This window comes from Ewingella americana, from assembly GCF_006438725.1.
In the GTDB taxonomy this organism is placed as follows: Bacteria; Pseudomonadota; Gammaproteobacteria; order Enterobacterales; family Enterobacteriaceae; genus Ewingella; species Ewingella americana_A.
In genome coordinates this window covers 33,516-50,572 of sequence record NZ_RCZD01000009.1, presented here as the reverse complement: position 1 = coordinate 50,572, position 17,057 = coordinate 33,516, and the positions used below count along the sequence as shown (strand labels likewise).

The 17,057-nt window shown below is 56.8% G+C and carries 13 protein-coding genes; 8 read left to right on the top strand and 5 right to left on the bottom strand.

The annotated features are described in order from the left end of the window. Positions 1–5: 5 nt before the first annotated feature. From xdhB to EAH77_RS16545, 5 genes are all read right to left on the bottom strand, one after another. The gene (gene xdhB / locus EAH77_RS16565) at positions 6–2,396 is read right to left on the bottom strand and encodes a xanthine dehydrogenase molybdopterin binding subunit (protein WP_140473919.1); all 2,391 of its coding nucleotides are present in this window, start codon (positions 2,394–2,396) and stop codon (positions 6–8) included. Continuing rightward, on the bottom strand, positions 2,389–3,795 hold the full coding sequence (gene xdhA / locus EAH77_RS16560) for a xanthine dehydrogenase small subunit (RefSeq protein ID WP_140473918.1): 1,407 nt from the start codon (positions 3,793–3,795) through the stop codon (positions 2,389–2,391). The genes xdhB and xdhA overlap by 8 nt, the downstream gene beginning before the upstream one ends. Then, complete coding sequence (locus EAH77_RS16555; protein WP_140473917.1) at positions 3,792–4,424, bottom strand: TetR family transcriptional regulator C-terminal domain-containing protein; 633 nt, start codon at positions 4,422–4,424, stop codon at positions 3,792–3,794. The genes xdhA and EAH77_RS16555 overlap by 4 nt, the downstream gene beginning before the upstream one ends. Beyond that, positions 4,424–5,767 (bottom strand): guanine deaminase, encoded by a 1,344-nt coding sequence (guaD, locus tag EAH77_RS16550; protein ID WP_140473916.1) that lies wholly within the window; start codon positions 5,765–5,767, stop codon positions 4,424–4,426. Before guaD ends, EAH77_RS16555 begins: the two co-directional genes overlap by 1 nt. A gap of 120 nt (positions 5,768–5,887) precedes the next feature. Then, positions 5,888–7,060 carry an ROK family transcriptional regulator gene (locus EAH77_RS16545; protein ID WP_140473915.1) on the bottom strand — a complete coding sequence of 391 codons (1,173 nt, stop codon included), beginning with the start codon at positions 7,058–7,060 and terminating at the stop codon, positions 5,888–5,890. Between the two features lie 307 nt (positions 7,061–7,367). Here EAH77_RS16545 and EAH77_RS16540 point away from each other — a divergent pair, with 307 nt between their 5' ends. The 8 genes from EAH77_RS16540 (at position 7,368) to EAH77_RS16505 (ending at position 17,056) form a co-directional block, all read left to right on the top strand. Next, positions 7,368–8,606, top strand: a complete 1,239-nt coding sequence (locus EAH77_RS16540) for an extracellular solute-binding protein (protein ID WP_140473914.1) — start codon at positions 7,368–7,370, stop codon at positions 8,604–8,606. A gap of 78 nt (positions 8,607–8,684) precedes the next feature. Then, positions 8,685–9,587 (top strand): carbohydrate ABC transporter permease, encoded by a 903-nt coding sequence (locus tag EAH77_RS16535; protein ID WP_140473913.1) that lies wholly within the window; start codon positions 8,685–8,687, stop codon positions 9,585–9,587. Then, on the top strand, positions 9,584–10,423 hold the full coding sequence (locus EAH77_RS16530) for a carbohydrate ABC transporter permease (protein ID WP_140473912.1): 840 nt from the start codon (positions 9,584–9,586) through the stop codon (positions 10,421–10,423). Before EAH77_RS16535 ends, EAH77_RS16530 begins: the two co-directional genes overlap by 4 nt. 42 nt (positions 10,424–10,465) lie before the next feature. Continuing rightward, positions 10,466–11,419, top strand: a complete 954-nt coding sequence (locus EAH77_RS16525; RefSeq protein ID WP_140473911.1) for a carbohydrate kinase family protein — start codon at positions 10,466–10,468, stop codon at positions 11,417–11,419. Further along, positions 11,420–12,508, top strand: a complete 1,089-nt coding sequence (locus EAH77_RS16520; RefSeq protein WP_140473910.1) for an ABC transporter ATP-binding protein — start codon at positions 11,420–11,422, stop codon at positions 12,506–12,508. A gap of 999 nt (positions 12,509–13,507) precedes the next feature. After that, positions 13,508–15,085: an ABC transporter substrate-binding protein gene (locus EAH77_RS16515; RefSeq protein ID WP_140473909.1), complete on the top strand. Its 1,578-nt coding sequence runs from the start codon at positions 13,508–13,510 to the stop codon at positions 15,083–15,085. 28 nt (positions 15,086–15,113) lie between these two features. Beyond that, positions 15,114–16,079, top strand: coding sequence for an ABC transporter permease (locus tag EAH77_RS16510; protein ID WP_194150519.1), 966 nt, complete (start codon positions 15,114–15,116; stop codon positions 16,077–16,079). 11 nt (positions 16,080–16,090) lie between these two features. Beyond that, the gene (locus EAH77_RS16505) at positions 16,091–17,056 is read left to right on the top strand and encodes an ABC transporter permease (RefSeq protein WP_140473908.1); all 966 of its coding nucleotides are present in this window, start codon (positions 16,091–16,093) and stop codon (positions 17,054–17,056) included. The last annotated feature ends 1 nt before the right edge of the window (position 17,057 follow it).

Below are 17,057 nucleotides of genomic sequence, written 5' to 3'. Positions count from 1 at the left end.
CTCCGTTAACGGGCTGCTACTACAGCATTTGGCGTGACGTTGTCACGAGCAGTTTGTAACAGCGTAATAGCCTTCAGAACCCGTTCCGGCGTGGCCGGGGCATCGAGAACCGGTACCTGACCGGTGATGCCGCAGCTGGCTACCGCGTCTTTCAGCGCACACCACACGGCGATCCCGAGCATAAACGGCGGTTCGCCGACGGCCTTGGAATGGAACACCGTGTCCTCCGGATTTTTGCGGTTCTCGACCAGCTTCACCCGCAGGTCGTGCGGTACGTCGCCAATCGCCGGAATTTTGTAACCCGCCGGGCCGCTGGTTGTCAGCCTTCCGGCATCATTCCATACCAACTCTTCGGTCGTCAGCCAGCCCATGCCCTGCACAAAACCGCCCTCCACCTGACCGATATCCATCGCCGGGTTCAGCGAGTCGCCGACGTCGTGCAAAATGTCAGCCCGCAGCAGTTTATATTCACCGGTTAAGGTGTCGATCAACACTTCGGCACAGGCCGCACCGTAGGAGAAGTAATAGAACGGATGACCGGCGGCTTTGCTGCGGTCGTAGAAAATCTTCGGCGTTTTGTAGAACCCGGTGGCCGACAGCGATACCTGATTCAGCCAGCACTGCGTGGCGATCTGTTCAAAGCTGAAATACTGCTGCTTCACCCGTACCTGACCATTGCTAAATTCGATGTCGTCGACTTCGGCCTGGTGAACCTTCCTTAGCATCTCCACCATGCGCCCTTTAATGATCTCGGCCGCGTTTTGCGCCGCTTTGCCATTTAAATCTGCGCCAGATGACGCCGCCGTTGGTGAGGTGTTGGGCACTTTGCTGGTATCGGTTGCCGTGATCTGAATCCGGCTGATGTCCACCTGAAACACTTCGGCCACCACCTGTGCCACTTTGGTGTTTAGCCCCTGGCCCATTTCGGTGCCGCCGTGGTTGAGCATAATGCTGCCATCGGTATAAACCAGCACCAACGCCCCGGCCTGATTGAGGAAGCTGGCGGTGAACGAAATACCAAATTTCACCGGCGTCAGCGCTAACCCTTTCTTCATCCAACGGTTTTGTTGATTAAATTTTGTGACCGCGTCACGTCTTGTGGCATATTCCGCACTGCTTTCCAGCTCCGCCGTCATCTCGGCCAGCAGATTTTGCTCCACCGGCTGGTAATAGTGAGTCACGTCGCGCCCCGCACCGCCGTAATAATTCGCTTTGCGCACCGTCAATACATCTTTACCCAGCCAGCGGGCGATGTGGTCGATAATATGTTCAATCGCTACCATGCCCTGTGGCCCGCCAAACCCGCGATAGGCGGTGTTCGACGCCATATTGGTTTTGCAGCGCAGGCCGGTGATGGTGGCGTCGCCGAGGTAATAGGCGTTGTCGGCGTGGAACATCGCACGATCGACGATAGAACCGGAGAGATCCAGCGAATAGCCGCAGTTAGCCGCCAGTTGTATCTCGATGCCGTGCAGTACGCCGTCGTCGGTAAAACCGACGTCATAACGCACATAAAACGGGTGGCGCTTGCCGGTGATCAGCATGTCATCCTGCCTGGAGAGGCGCATTTTCACCGGTCTCCCGGTCAGGTGCGCCGCCAGCGCGGACAGACAGGCAGTGCCTGCCGCCTGCGTCTCTTTGCCGCCAAAACCGCCGCCCATGCGGCGCATGTCCACCACCACTTTATGCATCGGCAGACCCAGCACCGAGGCCACCAGTTTTTGCACTTCGGTCGGATGCTGGGTTGAGCTGTAAACCAGCATCGCACCGTCCTCGCCGGGCATGACCGAAGCGATCTGGGTTTCCAGATAAAAATGCTCCTGGCCACCGATCTCCAGTTCACCCTGTAAACGGTGCGGCGCACGGGACAACGCGGCGGCGGAATCGCCACGCTGATGCTGATGCGGCGCTTCGACGTAGTGTTCCAGCGCCAGCGCCTGTTTAACGGTTAACACCGCATCAAGCGGCTGATAATCGATTTTCACCTTGCCGATGGCTTGCCGTGCGGCCTCCTGCGAGGTGGCGGCTACCACCAGAATCACCTGTCCGACATATTCAACTTTACCGTCGGCCAGCAGCGGATCGCCGGTGGTCAGCGGTGCGATGTCCGGGTTGCCGGGAATGTCTGCGGCAGTGATCACCCGCACCACGCCTGTGACGTTGTAACATTCTCCAAAATCGATATGCAGGATTTTGGCATGGGCGTGCGGGCTAAGCAGCGGTACTAAATGCAGCTGATTGGGGAATTCCAGCCGGTCATCGAGGTACACCGCTTCGCCGCTGACATGTTTGGCGGCGCTCTCATGTTTAACACTTTTACCCACGCCGCTGTTCAGCCCGGCGCGGAACAGCGCTTCCATCTCCTGCTGGGTGAGTGACGTTTTAGATTCAGACATAGTGGGTCACCCGCATCAGGGTTTCAGGGGAAGTGAGTTCGATATGGCAGCGGCGCAGCAGGTTTTTCGCCACCTGCATACGGTATTCGCGGCTGGCGCGGAAGTCGCTCAACGGTGAGAAATCCAGCTCCAGCGCCTGCGCTGCGCGTTCGATGGTCGCCAGTTGCCACGGCTGGCCCAGCAGCCCGGCTTCGCAATGCGCCGCCCTTTTGGCAATTTCCGCCATGCCGCCGAAGGCTACCCGCGCATGCACCACCACGCCCTGCTGTACTTCAATTTGAAGGGCAGCGCACACCGCCGAGATATCATCTTCCAGCCGCTTGGAAACTTTATACACCCGCAGATGGCGGGCGCTGTCTGCCGTGCGGGGAATGCGGATCTGTTCGATAAATTCACCCGGTTGTAACGCGGTTTTCTTGTAGCCGAGGAAAAACTGCTCCAGCGGTAAATGCCGCTGAACCTCACCACGACGCAGTACCAGCGTGGCACCGAGCGCCAGCAGAACAGGAGTACCGTCACCAATCGGCGAGGCGTTGGCAATATTGCCACCAAACGTGCCCTGATTACGGATCTGCTGCGACGCAAAACGCGCCAGCAACTGACCAAAATCAGGAAATTCCTGCTGTATCAGCGGCATGCAGCGACTGATAGGCGCAGCGGCCCCGATCAGCAGTTCGGTTTCTGCCAGGCTGACCTGTTGCAGCTCCGGTATGGCACTGAGTGAAATCAGTTCTGGCAGCCGCTGGTAGCGCTGGGTGACATCGAGCGCCAGATCGGTGCCACCGGCAACCAGCCGTGCATCGGGGTTGGCCAGGTAATGCGCCGCCAGCGCCGCAATATTTTTCGGGATCTGCGCTGTTTCAATGCTTTTCAGCCGCTGCACCGTTTGTTGCTCTGCCCGGTCAAACTGGTCCGTTTCCGGTTGTTCGCACAGCTGCTGCGCGGCGTCCATGATCGGCCGGTAGCCGGTGCAACGGCAGAGATTGCCAGAGAGCGCCTGCTGCGCCTGTTCACGCTCGAAAGTTTGCCGCTGTTTCTCCAGTGCGAACAGCGACATCACAAAGCCCGGCGTGCAGAAACCGCACTGAGAAGCGTGATTGTCTACCATCGCCTGCTGAACGTGATGCAGTTCGCCCCGATGTTTCAGATCTTCAACGGTGATCAGCTGCTTGCCGTGCAGCGCAGAGACAAACGTCAGGCAGGCGTTGACCGTCTGGTAGTGCAGCTTTTCGCCGTCAACCTGTGCCAGCACCACGGTGCAGGCCCCGCAATCGCCAGAGGCGCAGCCCTCTTTGGTACCGCAGCGCCCGGCATCACGACGTAAAAACTGCAACACCGTAGTGTCGGCGGGCAGATCGATAACGCTGTGCAGACGGTTATCCATCAGGAATTGGGTCATATTTTTCCCCCTTTACAGCCATGTAAAATCAGCGCTGTGACTTCACTGATGATGTGCTCGCGGGTGTCGCAGTCAGCCGTGTCGCGGTACATGTGTTTCACCTGCACGGCAAAATCGGCGTAATACTGCGTGATGGCCCAGATGTGCATGATCAGCAGGCGGGCATCAAGGGCGCGTATCTCGCCCTGCGCTATCCACGTGTTGATCAGGTTTTCTTTGTTGATGATGTTGGCGGTGGCCTGTGGCCAGTATTTGTGCAGGTAATGGCCGCCGCTCAGCACTTCGCTGGTGAAAATGCGCGAGAGTTCTGGCTGTTCGAACGAGAAGTGCATTTTGTTGCGGATATAGCGGCTAAGCACCGCCGCCGGTTCGCTCAGCGTCGGGTCGAACTGAATAATATCGGCCCACACCTTCAGGACCTTTTGCAGCAGCTCCTCGTATAACTCCTCTTTTCCGGCGATGTAATAATGCAGCTGGGTTTTCTTCATGCCCGCCCGCAGCGCGATGCTCTGCGTCGTCGCGCCCTGAAAACCCTTCTCGCTGAACTCGGCAATGGCTGCCTGGTGAATACTTTCCATGGTGCGTTCACGCGCTACGCGCACTTTGCCGCTGGTATCCTGCATGACCATCAGGCCACCTCCTGCGCATCGCGCTGATAGACCGGCTCGCCGTCGACAAAGGTGCTGAACACATTGCGGTCATCGCCCAGTGTCATCAGCACAAACAATTTTTCGGCCAGCGTTTTGCTGTTCCCAGCCCGTAGTTTTTGCAAGGCACTGACACCCGGTTCGAGCACCACGAAATCCGCCTCTTTGCCGGAGGCAAAATTGCCGATTTTGTCATCGAGATGCAGCGCCCGCGCACCGCCTAACGTGGCGTGATAAAAGGCTTCAAACGCGGATAAACGGTAGCGTTGCAGTTGCCCGACTTTGTAGGCTTCAGACAACGTTTCCAGCATGTTGAAAGTGGTGCCTGCGCCAACGTCGGTCCCCATACCAACGCGGATTTTCTTCTCCCACGACTTTTGAATATTGAACAGGCCGCTGCCGAGAAACAGGTTGGAGGTCGGGCAAAACGCGATGCTGGAATCGGTGTCGTGCAGGCAGTCCCACTCACGCTCTTCAAGGTGCAAACAGTGAGCAAACACGCAGCGTTGACCGGTCAGGCCGTGCTGGTGATAGACGTCGAGATAGTGTTCATGGTCCGGGTACAACGCCTTCACCCAGCTGATTTCATCGGCGTTTTCGCTCAGGTGGGTGTGAAGGTAGAGATCGGGGAATTCCTGTTTCAGCAGGCGCACTTTTTCCAGTAACGCGGCGGAAGAGGTAGGCGCAAAGCGTGGCGTCAGGGCGTAGCTCAGGCGTTGGCGGTTGTGCCAGCGGCCAATCAGGGCACGCGTGTCGCGCTCGCTCTGTTCAGGGGTTTCCAGTAAGGCGGCGGGCGCGTTTTGGTCCATCATCACTTTGCCTGCGATCAGGCGCATGTTGATGTCTGATGCCACGCTAAACAGCGCATCCACCGACTGCGGGTGCACAGTGCCGAATACCAGCGCGGTGGTGGTGCCGTTGGTCAGCAACTGATCGATAAAGAAACGTGACATGCGCGCCGAATGTTTTTCGCAGTGATACTGCTGTTCGGTCGGAAAAGTATAGCTGGCCAGCCACTCAAGCAGCTGTTCGCCGTAGGCACCGATCATTTCGGTTTGCGGGTAGTGAATATGGGTGTCGATAAAGCCGGGCACAATCAGCTTGTCGCGAAAGTCATCGATCTGAAGTGCGTCGGACCGGGCGGACTGCGCCAGCACCCTCTCCCCGTCGAGCCAGCTGCCGAGCCACAGAATATGACCGCCGCTGAGCAACATCAGCCCATCTTCGATGTAGCGCACATGCGCATCAAGATCTTCTGGCCGTAACACCGGCTCACGGATATCAAAGAAGTTTCCACGTACTGCGCGGGTGATGATTTGACTCATGGCATTTACCTTCTCTGCAACATTCTTATTGATAATTAATAACAGAACGTCTGCAAAGCTTATGCCAAATTTGACCGATCGGTCAGACCGGTTGGGTGTTTTTGTCGAACCCGTAATGCGTTATTTGAGCAGCACCTCATATTGCGGGTTGAATTCATCGAAGATCGGCAGTGCAGCGGCACCCAGCGCCGCCGTGTTGGTGCCCGACATGCCGAGGCGCAGGCGCATGCCCTGCGGGTAACGGCTGCGCACCGAACTGTAGAGCGGCGACAGGCGTTTGATCAGCTTCTCGACCAGCGGCTGCGGCATCATGCCGCCAATGATCACGCACTCGGCGTCGAACACGCACTCCATAATATTGATGGCCTGACAGGCCGGTTCCACGGCGGTGTCCAGCCAGCGGTCGAAGGTTTCCTCGTCAACTTGCAGCAGATCTTCCGGGGTGGCGCTGACCGGATCCAGCCCGCAGGCTTCATAGGCCGCCTGCAATGAAAGATAGCGTTCGAGGCAGCCGTGGTTGCCGCAATAGCACTCGCGGCCGCCCGGTTGCACCACCATGTGGCCAACCTCGCCCGCATTGTGTGCATGACCGGTGTAAATCCGCCCGTCGGTGAAGATGCCTGCGCCGAGGCCGGTACCGATATAGAGATAAACAAACGAAGTGAGCTGCTTGGCAATACCGTGAAAACGTTCGCCGATGGCGGCCACGGTGGCATCGTTCTCCAGCCGCACCGGCCAGCCGCTGGCGGCACTCAAACGCGCTTCCACATCGACATTATCCCAGCCGTGCAAGGTAGTGGGCCCTGCGGACGATATCCCCTCAACGCCAAACGGGCCCGGCATGACGATGCCGATGCCCAACATTTTCCGCCAGTCGATTTTCACCTGTTGGCGCATTTCTTGCAGTATTTGCTCAATCAGGGCCAGCGTCGGTTCGGGCTGCGGTTTTTGCACCGCCACCAGATGTCGAAAACGCACGGTTCCGGTGAGATCGACCAGCACAATCAGCAGCGATTGATGATCAAGATGGATGCCTATCGAATAGGCGCTGTCAGGATTGAGTGTCAGTGGCGTTGCTGGTTGCCCACGACCGCCCGCCCTGCGTGGCAGATGCGAGGAGAGGATCCCCGCGCCTTCGAGTTCGGTGGCGATGTTGGAAACGGTTTGCGGCGTCAGCGACGTTAAACGGGCGATTTCAGCACGGGTCAGCTCGCCATTAAGACGAATCGCTTCGATAACCACGCGGCGGTTGTGAGCGCGGGCGTGTTCGAGGTTAGTACCAGAAGTTGTCATAACTGCCTATGCACCAAGGGAAAGCTTGCAGGCAGTATGCTGGTAGATAATTGAGCAATCAAATTGATTTTATAATTACGATAGGCTGGCTGAATGTGTTCAGAATGACGGCGCTATCACAGCAATGAATGTTATGGTCGTGTTAATACTATGCGACAGAAACTATTCAATACTGACGCTTTTCCCTATTATCACGTGTAGCAACGGGCAAGGATGCTGCTCCACCGCGGAGCCGACGGCGGGATATTTTTACCGCCGATTAAAGCAATCAAATTGATTTAATAATCCTAACGACCGGAGACTAACGATGAAGATTCGATTAACCCCTGCCGCCACCTTATGTGCATTGGCTTGTTTTAGCGCCAGTGCACTGGCTGACACCACCCTCAGCGCGCTGTTTATGACCCAGGCGGCCTACAGCGAAGCGGACATCCGCGCGATGACGGCGGAGTTCACCAAACAGCATCCTGATATCAAAGTGAACCTGGAGTTTGTGCCTTACGAAGCGCTGCATGACAAAATCGTTGCCGCACGGGGTGCCGGTGCCAACGGCTATGACATCGTGCTGTTCGACGCCATCTGGCCAGCAGAATTTAACAAATACGGCCTGTTGCAGGACGTCACCTCGCGCATCACCGCCGATGAAAGCAAAAAAATCTTCGACGGCGCGATCTCCACCGTGACCTACAAAGACAAACGCTGGGGCATGCCGTGGATCCTCGACACCAAATATCTGTATTACAACAAAGCCATGCTGGCAAAAGCGGGGATCACCACCCCGCCGGCGACCTGGGCTGACGTCGAGAAGCAGTCTGAGATCCTCAAAGAAAAAGGCATCGTTAAGTTCCCGCTGGTCTGGAGCTGGTCACAGTCCGAAGCCCTGCTGTGCGACTACACCACGCTGGTGTCGGCGTTCAAAGGCAGTTTCTATCAGGACGGTAAGCTGAACTTCACCAACTCCGGTGCCATGAAAGCCATCGACTTCATGAAAGAGACGCTGGACAAAGGGCTGACCAACCCGAACTCACGTGAGTACCTGGAAGAGGACGTGCGTAAGTCCTTCTCCAACGGTGACGCGGCCTTTGCCCTGAACTGGACGTATATGTACAACATGGCCAACGACCCGAAACAGAGCAAAGTGGCCGGTCAGGTGGGTGTGGTACCGGCTCCGGGTTCCGTGGCTGGTCAGGCGTCTGGCGTCAACGGCTCGATGGGCCTTGGTATCGCCAAAGCCAGTACCCACCCGGACCAGGCGTGGGAATACATTACCTATATGACCTCGCAGCCGGTTCAGGACAAATACGCCAAACTGAGCCTGCCAATCTGGAAGTCCTCTTATGATGACCCGGCAGTACAGAAAGATCAGGAAGCGCTGATCGCCGCGGCCAAAACCTCGCTCAACGTGATGTTGTCGCGCCCGGTCACGCCGGATTACTCGCGTCTGTCGAATATCCTGCAACAGAATATTCAGGGCGTGCTGCAAGGCAAAGTCACCGCCAAAGACGGCATGACCACGGCCACCGACGCCGCCGATCGCCTGCGTTAAGTTTCGTTTAAACAGCTAACACAATGCCCTGAGTATTCCAATACGAAGGGCAAATCAACACCACGGAACTTATTGAACATGCTCAGTCTTCCACAACGAGAACGCAGACAGGCCTGGGTGCTGCTGGCCCCCATGCTGCTGATGATGTTTCTGCTGACCGCCTGGCCGCTGGCCCGCACCCTGTGGCTCAGTTTTACCGATGCTGGCCTTATCGGTGACGGTTCTGCGCCCAACTGGGTGGGCAGCGATAACTTTATTTATGCCCTGACCGACCCGGATTTCCGTGCCGCGTTATGGCGCACGCTGTACTTCACAATTGTCTCGGTGATTTTCGAGGGCATTATCGGTGTGCTGGTTGCGCTGCTGCTCAATCAGCAATTCTGGGGCCGCAGCGCCCTGTGCGTATTGGTGATTTTGCCGTGGGCGCTGCCCACCATCGTCAACGCCACCCTGTGGCGACTGAACTTCAACCCGGATTACGGCAGTATTAACGCCCTGCTGACGCAAATCGGCGTGCTGGACAGCTACCGCAGCTGGCTGGGCGATACCTCATCGGCGCTCAATGCGGTGATGTTTGCGGATATCTGGAAAAATTACCCGCTGATCACTCTGCTGACCCTGGCCGCATTGCAGACCATTCCTGAGGACCTGTTTGAAGCCGCCCGCCTCGACGGCGCCTCACCGTGGCGGCGCTTTTGCAAGATTACGTTCCCGGCGATTGCCGCCCCGCTGGCCGTCGCGCTGGTGCTGCGCACCATCGACGCCTTCAAAGTCTTCGACATTATCTACGTCATGACCCGCGGCGGGCCGCTCGACAGCACCAAAACAGTCAGCTTCTTTGTATATCAGGAGTCCTTCAGCTATTTACGCGCGGGCAGCGGTGCGGCTTACGCCATTCTGATGACCCTGATTTGCGCGGTACTGATTTTGATTTATATGCTGATGTTACTGCGTCAGCGCCGTTCAGGGAGCGTGGAATGAAAGCCAAAATCCGTCTGATTCTGCGTTATGTGTTCGCCTTTTTACTGGCGATATCTATTCTCGGGCCGCTGCTGTGGATGTTCCTGATGAGCGTCAGCTCGGCGGAAGACCTGACCCGCATTCCGCTGGAGTGGCTGCCGCGTCACTGGGATTTCAGCCGTTACGCCAGTCTGCTGACCTTGCAGGCCGGGCAGCCCGGCGCGCTGTTCCTGCATGCGCTCGGCAATAGTCTGCTGGTTGCCTGCGCTGCCACGGCGGTCTCGCTGCTGCTGGCGATCCCGGCGGCCTACAGTTTTTCCCGCTATCCGGGCCGTAACGGCTGGCTGTTCGGCAGCCTGGCGATTTACATGGTGCCGCCGGTGGCCTTCGTGCTGCCGTTGTACTTCATCTTGCAAAAACTGACCCTGCTCAATACCCATCTGGGGCTGGTGCTGGTCTATTGCTCGATGATCCTGCCGTTTCTGACCTGGATGCTAAAAAACCAGTTTGACGCCCTGCCGATTGACATCGAACAGGCCGCACGCCTCGACGGCCTGCGGTTCTGGCAGGTGTTGTTGCGCATCACGTTACCGCTGGCCAAACCGGCGCTCGGTGCGTCGGCGATGTTTGGCTGGCTGCTGGCGTGGGACGAGTTCTTTTATGCGTTGCTGTTCACCAACAATATTGATGCCCAGACCTTACCAGTGACCATTGCCGGATTCACCGCCGGGCGTGCCACCGATGACGGCCTGATCGCCGCCGTCGGTATTCTGGCGGCCATTCCGCCGCTGTTTATTGCGCTATGGCTGCAAAAGACGCTGGTCAGCGGGTTAACCAGTGGCGGCAGTAAAGGGTAAGTCCCCGCGCCAGGGCTATTTATTCATGGAAATATTAAGCAAATGAAGAAACCAGAAACACAGGCCACCCTGTATGTGGTGGGTAATCTGAACGTCGATTTGATCATGAGTACGCTGCATCAGTGGCCGAAAAAAGGCACCGAAGCGATGCTCGACAGCAGTTCGCTGCGCCCCGGTGGTTCCGCCGGTAACTGCGCGCTGGCGCTGGCGGCGCTGGGCACACCGCACCGTCTGGTGGCCAACCAGGGTAACGATCAGTTCACCGGCTGGCTGGCGAGTCTGTTCCCGGAAAGCGCGCCGTACTGGCCGACCGCCAACTGTGAAACCTCGCTGACCTTTGGCGTGACGCATCCGGATCACGAACGCACCTTTTTCAGTAATCAGGGCAACATTGTTCGTTTAAACATGGACGACGTCCTGCTGCAACTCCCCTCTGAAGCCACACCCGGCGATTGGGTGCTGCTGTGCGGCACCTTCCTCTGCACCCGTCTGTTCCAGCAATATGCCTCACTGCTGGCGGCGCTGAAACAGCGCGGTTATCAGGTGGTGGTGGACAGCGGCTGGCCGCCGCAGGACTGGAGCGATGCACTGCGTCAGCAGATCGCGCCCTGGTTGCCCTATTGCGATGCGCTGCTGCTCAACGAAGTGGAAACACTGGGTATGGCTAATGGAAAAACGCTGGATGAAAGTGCGGCGCATTTGCTGGCACACATGGCACCGGGCGCGTTTATGGTGGCGAAATGCGGGCCGGATGGCGCACGGTTGTGGTCTGCGGGGGAATCATCACATCAGACCGCTGATGCCGTGACCGTGGTGGATACCATCGGTGCCGGTGACAGTTTCAACGCCGGTTTTCTGTCGGCGCTGGTTTACGGCCTGGACCATCAACAGGCGCTGCAATGGGGTGTGTGCGTGGCGGGCAGTGCTATCAGCAGCAACCCGCGAAAATACCCGAACTGGCAGACATTGCTTTCCCTCACGGCGGAGAAACAGTAAATGGCATTGGTTGAATTGGTTAAAGTCGCCAAAAATTATGGCAAACAGCAGGTGCTGAAACCGCTGGATCTCACCATCCAGGACGGCAGTTTCACGGTGCTGGTCGGGCCGTCTGGCTGCGGAAAATCTACCCTGCTGCGTTTGCTGGCCGGGCTGGAATCGCTGTCTGACGGCGATATTCTGCTCGACAAAGTGCAGATCAATAATTTTGATCCGGCCGATCGCGACATCGCGATGGTGTTCCAGTCTTACGCGCTCTATCCGCACCTGACGGTGGCCGAGAACATGGCTTTCCATATGCAGGTCAAAAAAGTGCCGAAAGCCGAGCAGCAAACCAAAGTGTTACAGGCGGCGAAAGTGCTGGGGATTGACCACCTGCTCAAACGGCTGCCGAAAGATCTCTCCGGCGGCCAGCGGCAGCGCGTGGCGATGGGCCGTGCACTGGTGCGTAACCCGAAAGTATTTCTGTTCGACGAACCCTTGTCGAATCTGGATGCACAGTTGCGTATGGAGCTGCGGGCTGAGATTAAATCGGTACATCAGCAGTTTCGCACCACCACCGTGTATGTGACGCACGATCAGGTCGAAGCCATGACGCTGGCTGACAATATTGTGGTGATGAAAGATGGCTATATCGTGCAGCAGGGTTCACCGCTGTCGATTTATGACCAGCCGGTTAACACCTTCGTGGCGCGGTTTATCGGTTCGCCGCCAATGAACTTACTGGCCGGCGTTTTCCTTAGCTTCAACGGTACGCCTGGCGTGGGCTGCGGTCAGTTGTGGTTCCCGCTGCCGGAAAAATGGTGGCCGCAGGCACGGCATTCAGAGGGCCAGCCGGTGACGGTAGGTTTACGGCCGCACGATGTCAAAATCGTGGAACACAGTCTTCAGCCTGCGGCAGAACTGCGTCTGCTGGAAGTCACCGGTGAAAGCAGCCTGTTACACGTCACCTGGAACGGTTTCCCGATGCATGTCCAGTGCGCCGGGCGCGCCAGCGTCAGCACCGATAAACCGGTCTGGCTGGAAGCCAACAGCGCCAATATTCATCTGTTTGATGCGAAAAGCGGGGAGCGGTTGCAAAGCGAGTAATTTTTCGTGGGCTTGCCGCCCACACCGTTAAGACCTTGGGCTGCCGCCCAAACCGGCTTACTTCAACTTCAACTTCAAGGTCGTGGGCGTCGGCCCACACCGACCAGAGACCCGCAGTCGCGCGGGCCTCTGGACTCCGCGCTTTTTCATGAGACACCGACAGCTTCGCCGCTGGCAGGGCACGTGTTTCAGCCACTTCCGTTCACGGCGCAAAATGTCACGGCTTCGCCGTCCCCGTATTTCGGGTTCGAGCCATAGGTCTCGAACCTCTCATCCGGTGCCATTTTTGACTGCGCCTTAGCGACTATGTAAGTCAAAAGACAAAAAGCAGAATGTAAAAAGTAAAAAAGAAGCATGGTCTGACTTTGAATTTAAAAAAGTGTGGGCCGCATTCAAAAATGGCGCTGGCAAGAGGTTCGAGCCATTTTTGACTGCGCCTTAGCGGCTATGTAGGTCAAAATATAAAAGACAATAAACCTATCTGGTTTTGATTTTAAAAAAGTGTGGGCCGCATTCAAAAATGGCGCTGAGCAAGAGGTTCGAGACCCTAGGCTCGAACCCGCAGCGAAGGCACCGCCTAAGCGGCGACATTTTGCGGCTATAACGGAAATACCTGAAACACGGCCATCCCGATTCAGCGATAGCGCGCAGTTAAAAAACGCAGGATTCCAAAGGAGGTTCGTTTAAACCTCCTTTGGGCCCGTGTGGGCGGCGAGCCCACGGTCTTGACCTTGAATTTAAAGATTTAAAGATTTAAAGATTGAAAAGCAGGTCCGGGCGGCAGCCCCCATCATTGCTAGCAATGCGCACCACCATAAGGCACCTGTGCACAAAAGGTGCACAACAACGTCAGCTCAAGCTGGTGTTTCCTGTTTATTCCCCTGTAAATCCACTATAAATGCGCAGCTGACTTTCTGGCACGATGGTTGCTTAATAAAATTGCTAGCAATGCAGCTAGTGACTACTTTTAAATAACCCGTGCCGTTAAAGGATGCTTCGATGAAAAAGTTTGTGTTGCCACTTTTGCTGACCTGCATGTCTGCTCATACCGCTCAGGCTGAGAATATCGTTCGCTGGGCGGTCGCTGCCGACATCCCGACGCTGGATCCTTACGCTTTCGCCTCCACCACCGCCCTGACCTTCCAGAACCATATCTACGAGGGGCTGTTGCAGCGCGATAACGACCTCAAATTACAGCCGACGCTGGCCCTGCGCTGGGAATACGTGAACGACACCACGCTGCGTTTTTATCTGCGTCAGGGGGTGAAGTTCCAAAACGGGGATGATTTTGACTCCGCCGATGTGGTCGCGTCGATTGCCCGCGTCACCGACCCCGATTCCGGTATCCGCGCTAACGCTTCCACCATCAAAGATGCCGTCGCCGTCGACAAATACACCGTGGATATTCATCTCAAACAGAAAAGCGGCATCGCGCTCAATGAACTGAGCGGCGTGATGATGATGGATAAAGAGTGGATGACGCAGCATAACGCACTCAAACCGACCAGCATGAGCCAGGGCACCGAAGGGTACGCCACCAACAATACCAACGGCACCGGCCCTTTTATGCTGATCAGCCGCCAGCGTGAAGCGCAGATGGTTCTGAAGAAAAACCCGACCTGGTGGAATGCCGCTCATTCGCAAACCAATATCGACGAAATCATCTTCAAGCCGATCACCTCCGACGCCACCCGCCTTTCCGGCATTCTGGCCAACGAGTACGATCTGGTGACCAGCGTGCCGTTGCAGGACATCGACCGCCTGCGCAAAGATGACAACATCCAGACGCTGGTCAGCCCGTCGCTGCGCGTGGATTTCCTGACCTTCAACCTGCGCGACACCCTCAATGCCGGTAACGTCAACGGCAAAAACCCGCTGAAAGATCTGCGCGTGCGTCAGGCGCTGATGATGGCGGTCAACCGTGAAGCCATTGTGCAAAAAATCATGCGCGGTATGACCACCGTCGCCAATACCTATCTGGCCCCGGCCATTCCCGGCTATGACGTAAGCCACGCCATTGATCTGAAATTCGACCCGGCCAAAGCCAAAACATTGCTCACCGAAGCCGGTTATGGCGACGGTTTCAAACTGGCGTTCGACTGCGTGGAAGGCTCTTACATGAACGCGCCGCAGTGGTGTCAGGCGGTGCAGAGTTACTGGGCGAAAATCGGCGTGAAAGCCACCCTGACCATGCACACCAACAGCGTTTACAACCAGATAACGGACAACGGCAAAACCGATGTCGCCGTACTCGGCTGGGCCAATCTGCCAATCATGGATGCGTACAGCATTTCGGTGCAGCTCTTGCATACCAATGACAACAGCGGGTTTGGCATGTTTAACGTTCCCCGTTACTCCAACCCGAAAGTCGACAGCCTGATTGAGCAGTCGATCCCGGAACTGGACGACGCCAAACGCGTCAGTCTGCTGCGTGATGAAATCAATCTGGCGCAGGCCGACTTGCCTTATATGCCAATGCACTTTGAGCCGGTGGTGTGGGTTGCGGGTAAAAAACTGTCGGTGAAGCAGAGCCCGGATAACGTAGTGCGCCTGTGGTACGCCAAAGTCAGTCCTTAATCTCCACCTTTTTTAGCGGGGAAAATCTATGTTGAGTTACCTGATTAAGCGGCTGGTGCAGGTGGTGTTTCTGATGCTGGCGGTGGCGTTTATCTCGTTCACCATGTTCCAGTATCTCGGAGACCCGGTGAATAACATGCTGCCGGAGAGTGCCACCCAGGCCGAACGTGAGGCGCTGCGCGGTAAGCTCGGGCTGACCGACCCGATGCTGATGCAGTTCTGGCGCTTTGTGGTGCGCCTGTGTCACGGCGATTTTGGCATTTCGTATTACAACCAGGTGGACGTGTTCCACCTGATCCTTGAACGCCTGCCCGCCACGCTGGAGCTGGTCGCCGTGGCGGTGGTGATTTCACTGCTGGTTGGCTTCCCGCTCGGCGTGTGGTCGGCTATCAGTAAGAACCGTTTCCTGCTCAGTCTGGTGCAATTTCTCTCGCTGCTTGGCGTTTCGCTGCCCAGTTTCCTGATGGGGATCCTGCTGATTATTGTGTTCTCCGTCTGGCTGGGGTGGTTTCCTTCCAGCGGACGCGGCGTGACCACGCATCTCGGCTACTGGAGCACCGGCCTGTTAAGCCTCAGCGGCTGGCGTTCCATCGTGCTGCCGGCGTTATCCCTGTCGCTGTTTATGATCACGCTGATCATGCGGCTGGTTCGCTCGGAAATGCTCGAAGTCATGCGCACGGATTACATTAAATTCGCCAAAGCCCGTGGCCTGCCGACCCGCAGCCTCTATTTTCGCCACGCGCTGCGCAATGCGCTGCTGCCGGTGGTGACCATTGTCGGTCTGCAAATCGGCGGGCTGATTGCCTTCGCGATTGTGACCGAAACGGTCTTTCAGTGGCCGGGCATGGGCCTGTTGTTCATTCAGGCAATCAACTACGTCGATATCCCGGTGATCTCCGCCTATCTGGTGTTTATCTCGCTGATATTCATTGTCATCAATACCAGTGTGGATCTGCTCTATTACCTGATCGACCCGCGCATGAAGAAATCCTGAGAGGCTTAACGATGAGTGAATTTTCTAATCCGCAGATTCAGGCGCCGTCCCTCTGGGCCCGGGCCAGACAGCGGCTGGCGGCCTTTCTCGACAGTGATTTTATCTACCGTTTTTGGCAGTCAAAAATCACCGTGCTGGCCTTCATCTGGACCGTCGTGCTGCTGGTTGCCGGGCTGTTCAGCCACTGGACGGCACCCTACGCGATTTTCGATGCCTCGAGCTTTGACCTGATGGACTCCGAACTGCCGCCGTCCTGGATGACCGGTGGTGAAACGCGCTTTTTGCTCGGCAGCGACGTTCAGGGACGGGATTTGCTGTCGCTGATGCTCTACGGCCTGAACATTTCGCTGATCGTCGGGTTAATTAGCGTGACGTTGTCACTGGTGCTCGGCACCCTGCTGGGCGTGCTCAGTGGTTACCTCGGCGGACTGGTGGATACGCTGATCATGCGCTTCGCCGATGCCATGCTGAGCATCCCGACCATTATGTTTTCCCTGCTGATCAGCGGCGTGGCGCGCGGGCTGTTGCCCAAAGACAGTCAGGCGATGATGGCGATGCCAATCATTGTGCTGTCGATCACCCTGACCGGCTGGATGCAGTACGCCCGCACCATCCGCAGCCTGACTATTCTGGAGAAGAATAAAGAGTACGTGCTGGCGTCGAAAATCAGCGGTGGGCGCAACCTGCACATTATGTTCCGGCATATTCTGCCCAACGTACTCAGCCCGATTTCGGTGCTGGCTACCCTGCATCTGGGGCTGGCGATCCTGACCGAGGCCACGCTGTCGTTTCTTGGCGTAGGCATGCCGCCGGACCAGCCATCGCTCGGTACGCTGATTAACGAAGGCAATCAGTACCTGTTCTCCGGCCAGTGGTGGGTGGTGCTGTTTCCGGCGCTGGTTCTGGTGACATTGTCACTTTCATTCAACATCCTCGGCGACTGGCTGCGCGATGTGCTCAACCCTAAATTACGCTAGG